The sequence below is a fragment of the Pseudomonas chlororaphis subsp. aurantiaca genome (assembly GCF_013466605.1).
In the GTDB taxonomy this organism is placed as follows: Bacteria; Pseudomonadota; Gammaproteobacteria; order Pseudomonadales; family Pseudomonadaceae; genus Aquipseudomonas; species Aquipseudomonas chlororaphis_I.
Map to the genome: position 1 here is coordinate 2020396 of NZ_CP059162.1, position 16351 is coordinate 2036746.

General features: G+C 62.8%; 14 protein-coding genes. 7 read left to right on the forward strand and 7 right to left on the reverse strand.

All coding sequences use genetic code 11. The features are described 5' to 3' along the window. Positions 1 to 72 precede the first annotated feature (72 nt). The 7 genes from H0I86_RS09250 (at position 73) to H0I86_RS09280 (ending at position 5751) form a co-directional block, all read left to right on the forward strand. Positions 73 to 1062, forward strand: coding sequence for an alpha/beta fold hydrolase (locus tag H0I86_RS09250; RefSeq protein WP_180924787.1), 990 nt, complete (start codon positions 73 to 75; stop codon positions 1060 to 1062). 267 nt (positions 1063 to 1329) lie between these two features. Beyond that, entirely contained in the window at positions 1330 to 1821 is a 492-nt protein-coding gene (rraA, locus tag H0I86_RS09255; protein ID WP_009042919.1) for a ribonuclease E activity regulator RraA, read from the forward strand. Between the two features lie 25 nt (positions 1822 to 1846). Beyond that, positions 1847 to 2842 (forward strand): divalent cation transporter CmaX, encoded by a 996-nt coding sequence (cmaX, locus tag H0I86_RS09260; RefSeq protein WP_180924788.1) that lies wholly within the window; start codon positions 1847 to 1849, stop codon positions 2840 to 2842. 63 nt (positions 2843 to 2905) lie between these two features. Continuing rightward, positions 2906 to 3151, forward strand: coding sequence for a hypothetical protein (locus H0I86_RS09265; protein ID WP_007927518.1), 246 nt, complete (start codon positions 2906 to 2908; stop codon positions 3149 to 3151). A 2-nt stretch (positions 3152 to 3153) separates the two neighbouring features. Next, complete coding sequence (locus tag H0I86_RS09270) at positions 3154 to 3978, forward strand: mechanosensitive ion channel family protein (RefSeq protein WP_007927520.1); 825 nt, start codon at positions 3154 to 3156, stop codon at positions 3976 to 3978. 88 nt (positions 3979 to 4066) lie between these two features. Further along, a complete protein-coding gene (sigX, locus tag H0I86_RS09275) occupies positions 4067 to 4657 on the forward strand; it encodes an RNA polymerase sigma factor SigX (protein ID WP_009042922.1) in 591 nt (196 codons plus the stop codon). Between the two features lie 107 nt (positions 4658 to 4764). Next, on the forward strand, positions 4765 to 5751 hold the full coding sequence (locus H0I86_RS09280; RefSeq protein WP_007927525.1) for an OmpA family protein: 987 nt from the start codon (positions 4765 to 4767) through the stop codon (positions 5749 to 5751). A gap of 77 nt (positions 5752 to 5828) precedes the next feature. Here H0I86_RS09280 and cobA read toward each other — a convergent pair whose 3' ends face one another. The 7 genes from cobA to H0I86_RS09315 form a co-directional block, all read right to left on the reverse strand. Next, positions 5829 to 6590, reverse strand: a complete 762-nt coding sequence (gene cobA, locus H0I86_RS09285) for a uroporphyrinogen-III C-methyltransferase (protein ID WP_180924789.1) — start codon at positions 6588 to 6590, stop codon at positions 5829 to 5831. Positions 6591 to 6600: 10 nt separating this feature from the next. Continuing rightward, on the reverse strand, positions 6601 to 9318 hold the full coding sequence (locus H0I86_RS09290; RefSeq protein ID WP_180924790.1) for a nitrate reductase: 2718 nt from the start codon (positions 9316 to 9318) through the stop codon (positions 6601 to 6603). After that, positions 9318 to 9635 carry a nitrite reductase small subunit NirD gene (nirD, locus tag H0I86_RS09295; protein WP_180924791.1) on the reverse strand — a complete coding sequence of 106 codons (318 nt, stop codon included), beginning with the start codon at positions 9633 to 9635 and terminating at the stop codon, positions 9318 to 9320. The genes H0I86_RS09290 and nirD overlap by 1 nt, the downstream gene beginning before the upstream one ends. Then, on the reverse strand, positions 9632 to 12100 hold the full coding sequence (nirB, locus tag H0I86_RS09300; protein WP_180924792.1) for a nitrite reductase large subunit NirB: 2469 nt from the start codon (positions 12098 to 12100) through the stop codon (positions 9632 to 9634). The genes nirD and nirB overlap by 4 nt, the downstream gene beginning before the upstream one ends. Positions 12101 to 12536: 436 nt before the next feature. Further along, entirely contained in the window at positions 12537 to 14207 is a 1671-nt protein-coding gene (locus H0I86_RS09305; RefSeq protein WP_180924793.1) for a bifunctional protein-serine/threonine kinase/phosphatase, read from the reverse strand. A gap of 7 nt (positions 14208 to 14214) precedes the next feature. Next, complete coding sequence (locus H0I86_RS09310) at positions 14215 to 15426, reverse strand: nitrate/nitrite transporter (protein WP_016704979.1); 1212 nt, start codon at positions 15424 to 15426, stop codon at positions 14215 to 14217. A 334-nt stretch (positions 15427 to 15760) separates the two neighbouring features. Continuing rightward, positions 15761 to 16336, reverse strand: coding sequence for an ANTAR domain-containing response regulator (locus H0I86_RS09315; protein ID WP_007932173.1), 576 nt, complete (start codon positions 16334 to 16336; stop codon positions 15761 to 15763). Between the last annotated feature and the right edge of the window lie 15 nt (positions 16337 to 16351).

Here is a 16351-nt window from a genome sequence, read left to right on the forward strand (position 1 = left end):
GCTGGCCGGTGCTTTGAGATTCAAGTAGGGCGGGCTCCATCTGGAAGCCGCCCTTTTTTGTGCAAGAGCATTATGCAAAGCAGCAGCAACCTATTTCCCGTCGCCTTGATCAGTGCTGAACGTCGAGGCGACCTGAGTGAAGACGTCTACCGCCTGAAGCCTGGCAACAGCCCGGACGCCACGGTCGAGCTGGCCGTTACCCGCCTGGGGATGGCGGACGAACCCGAATCCCGTGGCGTGCCGGTGATCCTGCTGCATGGCAGCTTCTCCAATCGGCGCTTCTGGTATTCGCCCAAGGGCATCGGCCTGGGCGCGTATCTGGCGCGCATGGGCTTCGATGTATGGATCCCCGAGATGCGTGGCCACGGCCTGTCGCGACGCAATGCCGACTACCGCAAGAATCGCGTCGCCGACTATGCGCAATACGATCTGCCCGCCATCGGCGCCTTCGTGCGGGAACAAAGCGGCCAGGTTCCACACTGGATCGGTCATTCCCTGGGTGGCATTACCCTGGCGGCGGCCCTGGGCGGCCAGTACCTGGGAGAGCCGGCAGTGGCGTCGGCGGCGCTGTTCGGTTGTCAGGTCAGCCGCACCTATTGGCCGTTGAAAATCCCGGCGGTGGAGTGGGGCGGTCGTTTCATTCTCAAGCGTTTTGCCCAGTTGTCCGGCTCGCGGCTCAAGCGCGGCCCCGAGGATGAACCCATTGGCCTGGCCCTGGAAGGCATGCGCTGGTATGGGCTGTTCGGGCGTTTCGGGGATGGGCAGAAGGACTGGTGGGCCGGTTTGTCCGATGTTTCGCTGCCGGTACTGGCGGTGAGCGCGGCCGGGGATCATCAGGATCCGACCTGGGCTTGTCGCAAGCTGTTTGACCAGTTGAGTTCCGAGCACAAACAGTTTGTCTGCCTGGGGCGCGAACAAGGGTTCAGCGGCAATTTCGGCCACGTCGAGATGCTGGTGAGCAAAGCCGCCCAGGCCGAAGTCTGGCCTTTGGTGGCGCGTTGGTTGAAGGATCAGCAGAGCCCGTTGTTGGCATCGAGTACCGAACTGGCTGCCGCGAGTTGAGCTGTCAGGCTCTGACAAGAGCATTTCGTTCCGCTGCGCTTGCGGCTAAGATATGACGAATTTAGCGGTTATGGTCATATTCGGTCGCTGGTTCGGCATCCCGTTCGTGCTCATTGCCCCTGCTGAAATTGGCGTATGGTGGTGGCTGCACGGGGGGGCGAGGGCCAAGGCAAGATGTTAAACATTCGCCGCCAGCGCTCGTCACTCAGCATGAACCCTGCGAATTCCGACACCGCGACGTGTTCTTTCCATTACAGGAGTTTCTCGATGAATCATTACCTCACTCCCGACCTGTGCGACGCCTACCCGGATCTGGTACAGGTGGTTGAACCGATGTTCAGCAATTTCGGTGGCCGCGACTCCTTCGGCGGCGAAATCGTGACCATCAAGTGCTTCGAAGACAACTCGCTGGTCAAGGAACAGGTCGAGCTCAAGGGCCACGGCAAGGTGCTGGTGGTCGACGGTGGTGGCTCCCTGCGCCGCGCGCTGCTGGGCGACATGCTGGCCGAGAAGGCCGCCAAGAACGGTTGGGAAGGGCTGGTGATCTACGGCTGCATCCGTGACGTCGATGTCATCGCGCAAACCGACCTGGGGGTTCAGGCGCTGGCCAGCCATCCGATGAAAACCGACAAGCGCGGCATTGGCGATCTCAATGTGGCGGTGACTTTTGCCGGAGTGACTTTCCGTCCGGGCGAATATGTCTATGCCGACAACAATGGCGTGATCGTTTCGCCAAGCCCGCTGAAAATGCCTGAATAAGCAGTCGACCAAGCAAGGGATAAGGATGTTCGAGGAAGACAACGCGCAATGGGGGCTGGTGCATGCCCTGGTGCTGGATGGTAAAGGTGGTGCGCGTGCGATTGCCCGAACTGAACTGGACGACCTACAGTTGCAAGCCCATGAGAGCCTCTGGCTGCATTGGGATCGCAGCCATCCTCAAACCCAGACCTGGCTGCGTAAATCCAGCGGTCTGAGCGAGTTCAGCTGTGACCTCCTACTCGAAGAAAACACCCGGCCGCGCCTGTTGGCGCTGCCGGACTCCGAGTTCCTGTTGTTTTTACGCGGTATCAACCTCAATCCCGGCGCCGAGCCGGAGGACATGGTTTCGGTACGCATCTTCGGTTCGGCCCAGCGAGTGATCTCCCTGCGCCTGCGCCCATTGCGCGCGACCGATGAGCTGCTGGTGCAGCTGGGCGAGGGCAAGGGGCCGAAGACTGCCTCCGAACTCATCCTTTATATGGCTGAGTACCTGACTCATAAGGTGCAGGACCTGGTCAGCGACCTGTCGGAAGTGGTCGATGCCGAGGAAGAAAAACTGGATGCCGACGAACGGTATACTCCCGAGCACAGCAACATTCTGCAGATCCGTCGACGGGCTGCCGGACTCAAGCGTTTCCTCGCTCCGCAGCGGGATATTTTCGGTCAGCTCAGCCGCATCAGGCTGTCTTGGTTCGCCGATGACGATGGCGATTACTGGAACGAATTGAACAACAGCCTGACCCGCTACCTGGAAGAGCTCGAATTGACCCGAGAGCGCGTGGGGCTTGTGCTGGAGGCCGAAGACCGGCGCCTGAGCGTGCGCATGAACCGCATCATGTTTCGCTTCGGGATCATCACCGGGATCTTTCTGCCGATGAGTTTTCTGGCCGGTTTGCTGGGGATCAACGTCGGAGGAATCCCGCTTTCCAACAGCCCCTACGGGTTTCTGGTGGCCTGCCTGTTGATGGCGCTGGTAGCGTTGGGGCAGTGGTGGTTATTCCGACGTTTGCGCTGGGTCTGATCATGAACTATGTGACCCGGGGAATTTTGATCGCGTCTTTCACAGACATATCGAGAGGTGCGTATGCACGATCCGTTTGAACAGTCGTTGCGTGACATGCTCAAGGCCACACCGTCCACCCGGGACGACGATGCGTGCCTGGGCCGCGTACTGAAAACCGCCAACCGGCAGGTGGGGGCGGGCGATCTGTTCAGCCTGCTCGGCCGCTGGTTGCCGGCGCTGATGATTGCTCTGAATAACGGATCGGCCCATATCTCGCCGGTTTCCCGTCGTAAACCTACTGCTCGCACTGCTGATAAGGCTGATTGAATATGGAACTTGATCTCTGGACTCAGAGCCTCGTCACTGCGATGACTGCGTTGTGGACCAAGGTAGCGAACTTCATTCCCAACCTGTTTGGCGCGCTGGTCGTGCTGCTGTTGGGGTTCGTGGTCGCCAAACTGCTTGATACCCTGCTTTCCAAATTGCTCGCCAAATTGGGCCTGGACCGCTTGATGGGCGGTACCGGTTTGACCAAACTGCTGTCCCGTGCGGGCCTGCAGGTGCCGATTTCTACCTTGATCGGTAAAATCGTGTATTGGTTTGTTTTACTGATTTTTCTGGTTTCTGCTGCAGAATCCCTTGGCCTGGAGCGGGTTTCGGCTACGCTCGACATGCTGGCGCTGTATTTACCGAAGGTTTTCGGGGCCGCGCTGGTGCTGTTGGTGGGGGTGTTGCTGGCGCAACTGGCCAATGGGCTGGTGCGTGGAGCGGCCGAAGGAGTCGGTCTGGATTACGCCAGTGGCCTGGGGCGAATCGCCCAGGGGCTGGTGATCATCATTAGTATTTCCGTTGCGATCAGTCAGTTGGAGGTCAAAACCGACCTGCTCAACCATGTGATCGTGATCGTTTTGATTACCGTTGGTCTGGCTGTTGCCTTGGCCATGGGGTTGGGAAGCCGGGATATTGCCGGTCAGATTCTTGCGGGAATCTATGTGCGTGAGTTGTATCAGGTTGGGCAACAAGTGCGAGTTGGCGAGGTTGAAGGGCAGATCGAGGAGATCGGCACGGTTAAGACTACACTGCTGACCGATGAGGGCGAGCTGGTCTCTCTCTCCAATCGGATCATGCTGGAGCAGCATGTAAGTAGCCGCTAACCCGGCAAACCCTGCTAATGTATGCCGCCGCAAAATGCCCTTGTCTGGGCTGCGGTGGACATTGACCTGACTGTCGGCCCGACTCGTTTTGAATAAAGCCCAATCGCTATCCACGCGCTATGACCCCCGTGAGCTCTCTGACGAGGAGTTGGTTGCGCGCTCGCACACGGAGCTGTTTCATGTGACGCGTGCGTATGAAGAGTTGATGCGACGCTATCAGCGAACCCTCTTCAACGTTTGTGCACGTTATTTAGGGAACGATCGTGATGCTGATGATGTCTGTCAGGAGGTGATGTTGAAGGTGCTGTATGGCCTCAAGAACTTCGAGGGGAAATCGAAGTTCAAGACATGGCTCTATAGCATCACGTACAACGAATGCATCACGCAGTATCGGAAAGAACGGCGCAAGCGTCGCTTGATGGATGCGTTAAGTCTTGATCCCCTCGAGGAAGCGTCTGAAGATAAGGCGCCGAAACCTGAGGAAAAGGGCGGACTTGACCGCTGGTTGGTGCATGTGAACCCGATCGATCGGGAGATTCTGGTGCTACGATTCGTCGCAGAACTGGAGTTCCAGGAGATCGCAGACATCATGCACATGGGGTTGAGTGCTACGAAAATGCGGTACAAGCGTGCGCTTGATAAATTGCGTGAGAAATTTGCAGGCATTGCTGAAACTTAGTTCGGCGCAAATATCTCTTACGTCTAGGTAAGTTCTGATAGACTTACCGCCGAGTTGTCCCCCGGTATGTGGGACTGCTTTACAATCACCAGATGGGGATTTAACGGATGAAACTGAAAAACACCTTGGGCATTGCCATTGGTTCTATTGTTGCCGTGACTTCGTTCGGCGTTCTGGCGCAAGGCCAAGGCGCGGTCGAGGGTGAACTGTTTTACAAAAAACAGTACAACGACAGCGTTAAGCACATCGAAGACGGCTTCAACCCAGGCGCTCGTATCGGCTACTTCCTGACCGATGACCTGTCGTTGGACCTGAACTACGACAAAACCAACCACACCCGTTCGAACGACGGCACTGGCAACCAGAAGATCAAAGGTGACACCGGCAGCCTGCTGGCTACCTACCACTTCGGTCAAGCTGGCGTGGACTCCCTGCGTCCATACGTTTCGGGTGGTTTCGGTCACCAGAGCCGTACCAACGTCCTGGCTGACGGCCACAGCGGTCGCGACCAGTCGACCCTGGCTATCATCGGTACCGGTGTTAAGTACTACTTCACCGACAACCTGTTCGCTCGTGCCGGCGTTGAAGCCGACTACGCAATGGACAACGGCAAGTGGGACTACTCCGCTCTGGTTGGTCTGGGTGTGAACTTCGGCGGCAACGCTGGCAAGGTTGCTCCTGCTCCTGCTCCAGTTCCAGAGCCAACTCCAGAACCAGAAGCTCCGGTTGCTGAAGTTGTTCGTGTTGAGCTGGACGTGAAGTTCGACTTCGACAAGTCGGTCGTTAAGCCTAACAGCTACGCTGACATCAAGAACCTCGCTGACTTCATGAAGCAGTACCCACAAACCACCACCGTTGTTGAAGGTCACACTGACTCCGTCGGTCCTGACGCTTACAACCAGAAACTGTCTGAGCGTCGTGCAAACGCCGTTAAGCAAGTTCTGACCAGCCAGTACGGTGTTGAGTCGAGCCGCGTTCAATCCGTTGGTTACGGTGAGTCCCGCCCAGTTGCTGACAACGCAACTGAAGCTGGCCGCGCTGTAAACCGTCGCGTAGAAGCGCAGGTTGAAGCACAAGCTCAACAAGCTCAGTAATCTGTAGCTTGCAGCTTTGAAAAACCCGGCCTAGGCCGGGTTTTTCTTTGTCCGCGATTTGCTGAAAGAGTCTGGCGTCAGGCCGAAATTGCTGCCACCAGGGCCGCCTCGGAAAGGGCCGGCAGTTGTGCGCCGCAAGCAGCCACCTCGCCAACCACCAGGATGGCCGGGCTTTTCAGCTGGAAGGCATGGGCATCGTCCTGCATGGCGTGCAGATCGCTCCGGCACAGGCGCTGCTCGAGCAGGGAAGCGTTTTCGATCATGGCCACCGGGGTGTGTGGTGTCAGGCCGCCAGCGATCAGCTGTTCACGTATCTCACCCAGTTTGGCCACCCCCATATAGATCACCAGCGTCGTACCGCTTTGCGCCAGGGCCTGCCAGTTCAGGCTGCTGTCGTCCTGGGTATGGGCCGTCAGCAGGGTGACGCCACGGGCAACACCGCGCAGGGTCAGCGGGATCCCGCACTGGGTAGCCCCCGCCAGGCCGGCCGTGATGCCGTTCACCAGTTCCACCTCGACGCCACGTTCCTGCAGCCACTGCGCTTCCTCACCGCCACGGCCGAAGATGCATGGGTCGCCGCCCTTGAGGCGTACCACGCACTTGCCATGCCGGGCGTAGCGCAACATCAGCCGATGAATGAACGCCTGGGGCGTCGAGCGGCAGCCGCCACGTTTACCCACGGCAATGACCCGTGCCCGAGGGCAGTGCTCCAGCACCGCCGGATTCACCAGATCGTCGATCAGCACCACATCGGCGTCGCCCAGGGCCCGCACGGCCTTGAGGGTCAGCAGTTCAGGATCGCCGGGGCCCGCACCCACCAGCCAGACTTTTGCGCTCATGTTTGTTTCCTCACAGGGGGATTGCGACCGGCTGTGCCGAGCTGGCCAGCAGACGTTTTATTTCGGGGACACAGGAGCCGCATTGAGTGCCGCAGCCCAACTCCTGTTTCAGGCCATCGAGGTCCAGCCCGCGGGAGATCCCGGCACAGACCGCGTTCTGGCTGACGTTCTTGCAGTTGCACAAGGTCTTGCCGCTCGCGGCGATCAGCCCGGTCGCCCCCGGTGGCGCACTCATCGGCGCCAGCAGCCAGCGACGCAGTTGCTCATCGGCCTTGCCTTCCAGCCACAGGTTCTGCAGCCAGTGCTGGGCCAGGGTTTCACCGGCCAGGCGAATGGCGGTGATGCGCCCCTGTTCGATGCGTACCCGCTTGCCGATGGAGCGCCGCGGATCGTCATAGGCCAGTACCGGGCCTTCGTTGAGCCCCAGCAACTGGTCGATGTCCTTGAGCAACTGCGGTGCCGGCGCCTCGGCATTGGCTACCCGCAGCAGCAGGGCCGGACGTTCGCGACCGGCCAGGCTCAGGCTGACGTAGGCGAAGCTTTCGCAGAGCGGGCGCAAGGCTTCGAAGTGCCGCTGCACGTCACCTTCGATCAGGGCGAACAGCTGCCACGGCAGTTGGACCGGCTCCAGGCGTACACCGCTATGCTTGAGTTCCGGCTGTTTGGACAGTAGGTCGAACGCCGGCTGGGTCACGGCATTGACGCCGCCCTTGAGGAACCGGTCGCCCCAATGCATCGGCAGAAAAGCCTGGCCCGGGCGCACGCTGTCGTCGTCCGCCACGGCGACTATCACGCTGCCACGACGGCTTTTCAGTGACACCAGGTCTCCCGCTTGCAGGTTCTGCCGGCGCAGTTCGTCCGGGTGCAGGCTGAGGACCGCTTCGCTGACATGCCCGAACAGCTGGGCCGCGGTGCCGGTACGGCTCATGCCGTGCCATTGATCGCGCAGGCGGCCGGTGATCAGGGTCAGGGGGAAGCGCGCATCCCGCTGTTCCTTGGCCGCGCGATACGGGTCGCTGATGAAGTGTGCCCGCCCGCTGGCGGTCGGGAAGCGGCCATCAACGTACAGCCGCGCTGTCCCTTGTTCGGCGCCGGCGGGGAAGGGCCATTGCTGTGGTCCCAGTTGGTCGATCAGCGCGTGACTGATGCCGGAAAGGTCCAGGTCGCGGCCGCGGGTCAGCAGTTTGTACTCATCGAACACTTGGGCAGGCGTGTCCAGGGCGAACAGGCTGGGTTGTTGCGGGCGTAGGCGCTGTTCCAGGCGCCGGGCGAAATCCAGGGTGATGGCCCAGTCCGGGCGCGCTTCGCCCGGCGCGGCCACGGCGCGGCGCACATGGGAGATGCGCCGTTCCGAGTTGGTCACGCTACCTTCCTTCTCGCCCCAACTGGCGGCGGGCAGCAGCAGGTCGGCAAAGGCCGCGGTCTCGGTGGTGCGAAAGGCTTCCTGCAGGACCACGAACGGGCAGGCCAGCAAGGCCTCCCGCACCGCGTTCTGGTCGGGCAGCGATTGCGCCGGGTTGGTGCAGGCGATCCACAGTGCCTTGATCTTGCCGCCGCGCAGCTGTTCGAACAGCTCGATCGCGGTCAGGCCGGGGTTGGCCGGCAATTGCTCGACGCCCCAATAGGCCGCGACTTCGGCCCGATGCTCCGGGTTGGCGGCGTCCCGGTGCCCTGGCAGCAGGTTCGACAGGCTGCCGGTTTCCCGGCCACCCATGGCATTCGGCTGGCCGGTGAGGGAAAAGGGGCCGGCCCCAGGACGACCGATCTGCCCGGTGGCCAGGTGCAGGTTGATCAACGCGCTGTTTTTCGCGCTGCCGGCACTGGACTGGTTCAGCCCCATGCACCACAGTGATAGGAAGCTCGGCGAGGTGCCGACCCATTCGGCGCACTGGCGCAGTTGCTCGACGCTGATGCCGCACAGCTGCGCGACCATATGCGGGGTGTAGTCGTGGACCAGGTTCTTCAGCTCGGCCAGGCCTTCAGTATGCGCCTGGATGAAGTCGCGATCGATCCAGTCCTGCCACAGCAGCAGATGCAGGATGCCGTGGAACAGCGCGACATCGGTGCCGGGCAGGATCGCCAGGTGCAGGTCGGCCAGGTCGCACGTGTCGGTGCGCCGCGGGTCGATGACGATTACTTTCATCTGCGGCCGCAGACGTTTGGCTTGCTCCAGGCGGCGGAACAGCACCGGATGGGCGTAGGCCATGTTGCTGCCGACGATCATCACGCAGTCGCTCAGTTCGAGGTCTTCGTAGCTGCAGGGCGGGGCGTCGGCGCCCAGGCTGCGTTTGTAGCCGACCACCGCCGAGGACATGCACAGCCGCGAATTGCTGTCGATGTTGTTGGTGCCCACCAGGGCCCGGGCCAGCTTGTTGAAGGCGTAGTAGTCCTCGGTGAGCAATTGCCCGGAGATGTAGAAAGCCACGCTGTCCGGGCCGTGTTCGGCGATGGTTTCGGCAAATACGTTGGCCGCGTGCTCCAGCGCGGTATCCCAGTCGGTGCGGCTGCGCGCCAGGGCCTTGCCCAGGCGCAACTCCGGGTACAGGGCGCGGGCCGCGAGGTCGCCGGTCAGGTGCAGGGTGGAACCCTTGCTGCACAATTTCCCGTGGTTGGCCGGGTGGCTCGGGTCGCCACTGACGTCGAGGATGCGTTCGCCGTCGTGCTCGATCAGCACGCCACAGCCAACGCCGCAGTAACAGCAGGTCGAGGCGGTCGTCTGGCGGTTCATCAACCGGCATCTCGCAGGGCCAGCAGCACCCGGCCGTTTTCCACCCGCGCCAGGTGGTGATGGGCGCAGCCGATATCCGGTGCCTGCGCCTGGCCGGACTCCAGGCCGATCTGCCAGTTGTGCAGCGGGCAGGCGACCTTCTTGCCGTAGATCAGCCCCTGGGACAGCGGCCCGCCCTTGTGCGGGCAACGGTCGTCGAGGGCGAAGACTTCGTCGTCGCTGGTGCGGAAGATCGCGATGTCGCCCTTGGGGCCATTGACGATGCGCGAGCCCAGGGCGTTGATCTCGTCCAGGGCGCAGATATCCAGCCAGTTCATAGCGGCACCTCCAGTTGCTTGACGCGGATCGGCTCGAACTCTTTTTTCAGCAGCGGCTGTTCCAGGCGCTCCTTCCATGGGTCCTGTTCGAACGACAGGGCGAATTGCAGGCGCTCGTTGAGGGCCTTGCGCCGTTGCGGATCTTCGATGATGGCTTGCTTGATGTGCGCCATGCCGACCCGTTGCAGGTAGTGCACGGTGCGCTCCAGGTAGAAGGCTTCCTCGCGGTACAGCTGCAGGAAGGCGCCGTTGTATTCGCGCACTTCGTCGGCGGTTTTCAGCTTGACGAAGAACTCCGCGACCTCGGTCTTGATCCCGCCGTTGCCGCCGATGTACATCTCCCAGCCCGAGTCGACGCCGATGATGCCGACGTCCTTGATCCCGGCCTCGGCGCAGTTGCGCGGGCAGCCGGAGACCGCCAGCTTGACCTTGTGCGGCGACCACATGTTGAACAGGTCATGCTCCAGTTCGATGCCCAGCTGGGTGGAGTTCTGCGTGCCGAAGCGGCAGAACTCGCTGCCGACGCAGGTTTTAACGGTGCGGATGGACTTGCCGTAGGCATGGCCGGAGGGCATGTCCAGGTCCTTCCAGACCCCGGGCAAATCCTGCTTCTTGATACCCAAAAGGTCGATGCGCTGGCCGCCGGTGACCTTGACCATCGGCACCTGGTACTTGTCCGCCACGTCGGCGATGCGCCGCAGTTCGGAGGGGGTGGTGACGCCGCCCCACATCCGCGGCACCACCGAATAGGTGCCGTCTTTCTGGATATTGGCGTGGGCCCGCTCGTTGATCAGCCGCGATTGCGGATCATCCTTGGCCTCGCCCGGCCAGGTGGAAATCAGGTAGTAGTTCAGCGCCGGGCGGCAGGTGGCGCAGCCGTTGGGCGTGCGCCAGTTCAGGTAGCTCATGGTGCCGGCGATGGTCAGCAGGTGCTGTTCGCGGATCGCCTGGCGGAGCTGCCCGTGGTTGAGGTCGCTGCAACCGCAGATGGCTTTCTCGCTTTTCGGCTTGACGTCGGCGGCGCCACCGACGGTGTTGATCAGGATCTGTTCCACCAGGCCGGCGCAGGAGCCGCAGGAGCTGGCGGCCTTGGTGTGCTTCTTGACCTCATCGACGCTGAACAGGCCATGCTCCTGGATCGCCTTGACGATGGTGCCTTTGCACACGCCGTTGCAGCCGCAGACTTCGGCGCTGTCGGCCATGCTCATGGCCTTGTCCTGGCCCTGGTGGCCGACGTCGCCCAGGGCCTGCTCCATGCAACTTGAGCCGCCGAACATCAGGTGGTCGCGGATCTCGCCGATGGCGTGGTTCTCGCGGATCTGCCGGAAATACCAGCCGCCATCGGCGGTGTCGCCGTACAGGCAGGCGCCGACCAGGACGTCGTCCTTGATCACCAGCTTCTTGTATACGCCGCCGATGGGGTCGGAGAGGGTGATGGTCTCGGTGCCTTCGCCGCCCATGAAGTCGCCGGCGGAGAACAGGTCGATGCCGGTGACTTTCAATTTGGTCGAGGTCACCGAACCCTGGTAGCGGGCGAAGCCCAGTTGCGCCAGGTGGTTGGCGCAGACCTTGGCCTGCTCGAACAATGGCGCCACCAGGCCGTAGGCGATGCCGCGGTGGCTGGCGCATTCGCCGATGGCGTAGATGCGCGGGTCGTAGGTCTGCAGGGTGTCGTTGACCAGGATCCCGCGGCTGCACGGCAGGCCGGCTTTTTCCGCCAGCTCGGTATTGGGCCGGATACCAGCGGCCATCACCACCAGGTCGGCGGGGATGATGTCGCCGCTCTTGAACTGCACCGAACCGACACGGCCGTTGCCTGAGTCATGCAGGGCCTGGGTCTGTTCGCTCAGGCGGAATTTCAGGCCGCGGCTTTCCAGGGCGGTTTGCAGCAGTTGGCCGCTGGTCTTGTCCAGCTGGCGCTCCAGCAGCCATTCGCCGATATGCACCACGGTCACGTCCATGCCGCGCAGCATCAGGCCGTTGGCGGCTTCCAGGCCGAGCAGGCCGCCGCCGATGACCACCGCGTGCTTGTGGGTCTTGGCGGTGTCGATCATCGCCTGGGTGTCGGCGATGTCGCGGTAGCCGATCACGCCCTGCAGGTCGTTGCCGGGAATCGGCAGGATGAACGGGGTCGAGCCGGTGGCGATCAGCAGGCGATCGTATTCGGCTTCGCTGCCGTCTTCGGCGATCACCCGGCGCTTGACCCGGTCGATCTCCACCACCTTGCGGTTGAGCAGCAGCTTGATGTTGTTGTCCAGGTACCAGCTCAGGTCGTTGAGCACGATCTCTTCGAAGGTCTGTTCGCCGGCCAGTACCGGGGAGAGCAGGATGCGGTTGTAGTTGGTGTGGGGTTCCGCGCCGAAGACCGTGATGTCGTACAGCTCATTGCTCAGCTTGAGCAGCTCTTCCAGGGTGCGTACCCCGGCCATGCCGTTGCCGATCATCACCAGCTTGAGTTTCTTCATTTCGCTCTCCGCGTAGACAGGCCGTCGGGCACGCCGGGCCTGGCTCGATAAACGTTGCGCAAACAAAAAAGGCGTCCCGCCAGTTGCCTGGCAGGACGCCTTTGTCCGGTCCCGTTCTCTCGGGAAAAACCCATCCTTCGTCGTTGAAGGCCGGGTCGTATGTGCTGTTGGGAGAGTTGATGCAGTGGTTGTGCCAAGTTCCGCCGATCGCGGTTTTAGCGGGGCTGAAAGCCTGTCTCAGGCTCGGGAGGAGGGATTTTCTGCACCGATTCAAAGCGTCTTGCCCGTTTCTGGAGCAACCTGTAGCCGCTGCCGAGCCCCGTAAACCTGGCAGCTCGGTGTGCCTGACCTGCACGGTCGTCTGGCTTGGCGCCCGCTACGCGGTCGAGCGCAGCCTCGCTGCCGTTCGACAGCGGCTACAGGGTTATAGGCGCTATCAGTGATGCAGGAACAGGTACAGCAACAGCAGGTTGAGCAGCAGCGAGACCAGCGCCAGGGTGCGCCAGACCTTCAAGGGCTCGCGTTCCAGCAGCGGCCTGGGGCGCACGCTGAGGCTGCGGCGTTCGCCCTGTTCCAGCACCAGCAACCACTCTTCGGCGGTTTCATAGCGTTGGGCCGGATCGGCCTGTACCGCGCGTTCCAGGCTCTGTTCAAGCCAGTCCGGCAGGTCCGGGCGATAGCGGCTGGCGCTGACCGGGGTGGTGAAGCGCGGGCGCTGGAAGGCTTCTATTTCGCCGTAGGGAAAATGCCCGGTCAGCAAGTGGTAGAGGGTCACGCCCACGGCGTACAGGTCCTGCCGCGGTGTTGGCGCCACGCCGGTGAAAGCCTCCGGGGCGATATAGCTCGGAGTGCCGGGCAGCAGATGCGCCTGGTCCTCGGACAGGCCGGGGCAATAGGCCAGGCCGAAGTCCAGCAGGCGCAGCTCGCCGTCATCGCCGAGCAACAGGTTGTCCGGCTTGATGTCGCGGTGCAGGATCTGCCGGCGGTGCAGCAGGCCCACGGCCCGCAGCAGACGCTCGGCCAGGTCCTGCCACTGCGCCAGCGGCAAGGGGCCCTGTCGTTGCAGATAATCGGCCAGGGTCTGCCCCGGGTATTCGCGCATCACGTAATACAGATGCTGGCGGACGGTCGCGGCATGCACTTCGGGAAAGTGCCGTCCGGCCACCCGCCGCAGGAACCATTCCTCTGACAGCAGCGATTGCCCGGCCTGGTGATCGTCGTGCAGATGACCGGGCAGGGTTTTCAGCAGCCAGGGTTGTTGTTGCGCATCGAGCACGCGGTACAGCAGGGATTGCTGGCTCTGTCCGAGCACTTCGGCGACCTGCCAGCCTTCGAAGTGCTGGCCCGGCTTGAGGGCTGGCGGCAGTGGCCATTGCTGCAGGTGAATCAGGGCATCGCCAATGGAGCTTTCGCCCAGGGCCTCGACCCGCACCAGCAGGGCGCTGGCGTTGTCCTGGCTGCCGGCCAGGTGCGCGGCGCTGACCAGGGTCTGCACCGCGCTGTCGAGATCGGGCTGGTCGCGCAGGATCGCGGCGATGGCGGTGTCGCCCAGGGTGGCCCAGACCCCGTCGCTGAGCATCAGGAAACTTTCGTTTTCCCGCAGCTCGCCATCGAGGAAGTCCACCACTAGGTGCTGGTCCAGGCCCAGGGCACGCTTGAGCACGTGCTGCATGCCAGGCTGATCCCAAACGTGGTCGTCGCTGATGCGTTGCAACTGATCGGCGTGCCAGCGATAGACCCGGCAATCGCCGACATGGGCCAGGGTAAAGCGCCGGCCGCGCAGCACCAGGGCGCTGACGGTGGTCAGCAGCGGCTGACCGCCACCGTTGGCCTGCAGCCAGCGGTTCTGCGCCAGCAGCAGGCGCTCCAGGGCCTGGGCCACGGCCCAGGTTTCCGGGGTGGCGTAGTAGTCCAGCGCCAGCGCCTGCAAGGTCGAGCGCGCGGCCAGGCCGCCGTCGGCGCATTGGCTGACGCCGTCGGCGATGGCGAACAACAGGCCCTTGCTGGCGGCCAGGGTCGGCGCCGGAGTGACCAGGCGCAAGGCGTCCTGGTTTTCCGCGCGCGGCCCGATAGCGCTAGCCTGGGCGTGGCTCAGTCGCAGGCTCATGGACGGCTCAGACCCGGGCCGCGGTGACGGCGGCGGAGCCCCAGGTGGTCCGCCAGCGGCGTTTCACCCCATGCAGGCCGAACCAGGCCAGTATGCCCAGGCTGGCGAACAGCCATAGCGCCAGCTGATAGCTGCCGGTGCTTTGCTTGATCGCGCCCATGCCCGCGGCCAGGGCGAAACCGCCAATGCCGCCGGCCATGCCGATCAGCCCGGTCATCACCCCGATCTCGCGGCGGAAGCGTTGGGGCACCAGTTGGAACACCGCGCCGTTACCGGCACCCAGGCCGAGCATGGTGCACACGAACAGGGCCAGGGCCGCATAGGAACTGGGCAGGTTGAAACCGACCGCGGCGATGCACACCGCCGCGACGCTGTACATCACCAGCAGGGTGCGAATGCCGCCGAAACGATCGGCCAGCGCGCCACCCAATGGCCGCATCAGGCTGCCACCGAACACGCAGGCGGCGGTGTAGTAGCCGGCGGTGACCGGGCTCAGGCCGTACTGGTCGTTGAAGTAGCCGGGCAGGGCGCTGGCCAGGCCGATGAAGCCGCCGAAGGTCACGCTGTAGAAGAACATGAACCACCAGCTGTCGCGGTCGCCCAGGGCCTTGAAGTAGTCGGCCATGGATTTGGCCTTGGGCCGTTCCGGGGCGTTCTTGGCCAGCCAGGCGAACAGCACCAGGGTCAGGACCAGCGGGATCAGGGCGAAGCCGAACACGTTGCTCCAGCCGAAGGCGCCGGCCAGCAAGGGCGCGAACAGGGCCGCGAATACCGTGCCGGAGTTGCCGGCCCCGGCGATGCCCATCGCCTTGCCCTGGTGCTGCGGTGGATACCATTGCGAGGCCAGCGGCAGGGCCACGGCGAACGAGGCGCCGGCCATGCCCAGGAACAGCCCCAGCAGCAGGGCCTGTTCATAGCTGTGGATGCCCAGCTTCCAGGCGCAGAACAGCGCGCCGATGACGATCACCTGGCCGATCAGTCCGGCGGTCTTGGGGGACAGGCGATCGGCCAGCAGGCCCATGGCGAAGCGCAGCACAGCGCCAGCCAGGATCGGCGTGGCCACCATCAGCCCGCGCTGCTGGGTGGTCAGTTGCAGGTCGGCGGCGATCTGCACGGCCAGCGGGCCGAGCAGGTACCAGACCATGAAGCTCAGGTCGAAGTAGAGGAAGGCCGCGAACAGTGTCGGGGTGTGGCCGGATTTCCAGAAGCTTGAATTCATCGCGCACCTCAGCTGTAAAGAGTCTCGAAAGGAGTCATGAGCTTTTGCGTGGGGCGCCATTACGGCCGCTCCACCGGCCCCGGGCTGTGGGGCCAGAACGAAAAAAACGCCGCAACCCGTTTCGCGTGGGGCGAGAAGGGTGTGCGACGTCTTTGTCGTAGGTGGGGCAACCGCCGTTGGTTACCTGTGTCGATTACATAGCCAGATTTGTGCCAAGAGTTGCAGTCCCGGCGTTCCTGATCGCGGGCAAGCCTCGCTCCTGCGGAAACTCACAATCTTCTTCCGTAGAAGCGAGGTTTGCCCGCGATGGGGCCCGCGCCGATACCACGAGCTTTCAGCCCAGCAACTCGCTCATGGCGATGATCTGCTCCGCCACCTGGATCAGCTTCTGCTGCCGGCTCATGGCCTGGCGGCGCATCAGGGTGTAGGCCTGTTCTTCGTTGCAGTCTTTCATCTTCATCAACAGGCCCTTGGCCAGCTCGATGCGCTTGCGCTCGGCCAGCTGCTGGTCGCGGGCCTGCAGCTGCGCGCGCAAGGCCTGGTCGCTCTCGAAGCGGGCCATGGCCACATCGAGAATGGGCTGCAGGCGCTGGGCCTGGATGCCTTCGACTATGTAGGCACTGACCCCGGACTTGATGGCGTGGCGCATCACATCGGGGTCGTGCTCGTCGGTGAACATCACGATTGGCCGTGGCTGGTCGCGGCTGACCAGCACCACTTGCTCCATCACATCGCGGCTCGGTGATTCGGTATCGATCAGGATCACATCCGGACGCACCGTTTCGACGCGCGTCGGCAGGTCGATGGTCAGCCCCGACTCGTCGATCACCTCGAAACCGGCTTCCATCAGAGCCGCCTTGAGCCGACCGACCTTCTTGGCGGTGTCGTTGATCAGCAGGATACGCAACATGGTCTCGGGCTCCTG

Coding starts and splice junctions, on each gene's coding strand:
- H0I86_RS09250 (WP_180924787.1), top strand. CDS start 73: ATGCAAAGCAGCAGCAACCTATTTCCCGTCGCCTTGATCAGTGCTGAA.
- rraA (WP_009042919.1), top strand. CDS start 1,330: ATGAATCATTACCTCACTCCCGACCTGTGCGACGCCTACCCGGATCTG.
- cmaX (WP_180924788.1), top strand. CDS start 1,847: ATGTTCGAGGAAGACAACGCGCAATGGGGGCTGGTGCATGCCCTGGTG.
- H0I86_RS09265 (WP_007927518.1), top strand. CDS start 2,906: ATGCACGATCCGTTTGAACAGTCGTTGCGTGACATGCTCAAGGCCACA.
- H0I86_RS09270 (WP_007927520.1), top strand. CDS start 3,154: ATGGAACTTGATCTCTGGACTCAGAGCCTCGTCACTGCGATGACTGCG.
- H0I86_RS09280 (WP_007927525.1), top strand. CDS start 4,765: ATGAAACTGAAAAACACCTTGGGCATTGCCATTGGTTCTATTGTTGCC.
- cobA (WP_180924789.1), bottom strand. CDS start 6,590: ATGAGCGCAAAAGTCTGGCTGGTGGGTGCGGGCCCCGGCGATCCTGAA.
- H0I86_RS09290 (WP_180924790.1), bottom strand. CDS start 9,318: ATGAACCGCCAGACGACCGCCTCGACCTGCTGTTACTGCGGCGTTGGC.
- nirD (WP_180924791.1), bottom strand. CDS start 9,635: ATGAACTGGCTGGATATCTGCGCCCTGGACGAGATCAACGCCCTGGGC.
- nirB (WP_180924792.1), bottom strand. CDS start 12,100: ATGAAGAAACTCAAGCTGGTGATGATCGGCAACGGCATGGCCGGGGTA.
- H0I86_RS09305 (WP_180924793.1), bottom strand. CDS start 14,207: ATGAGCCTGCGACTGAGCCACGCCCAGGCTAGCGCTATCGGGCCGCGC.
- H0I86_RS09310 (WP_016704979.1), bottom strand. CDS start 15,426: ATGAATTCAAGCTTCTGGAAATCCGGCCACACCCCGACACTGTTCGCG.
- H0I86_RS09315 (WP_007932173.1), bottom strand. CDS start 16,336: ATGTTGCGTATCCTGCTGATCAACGACACCGCCAAGAAGGTCGGTCGG.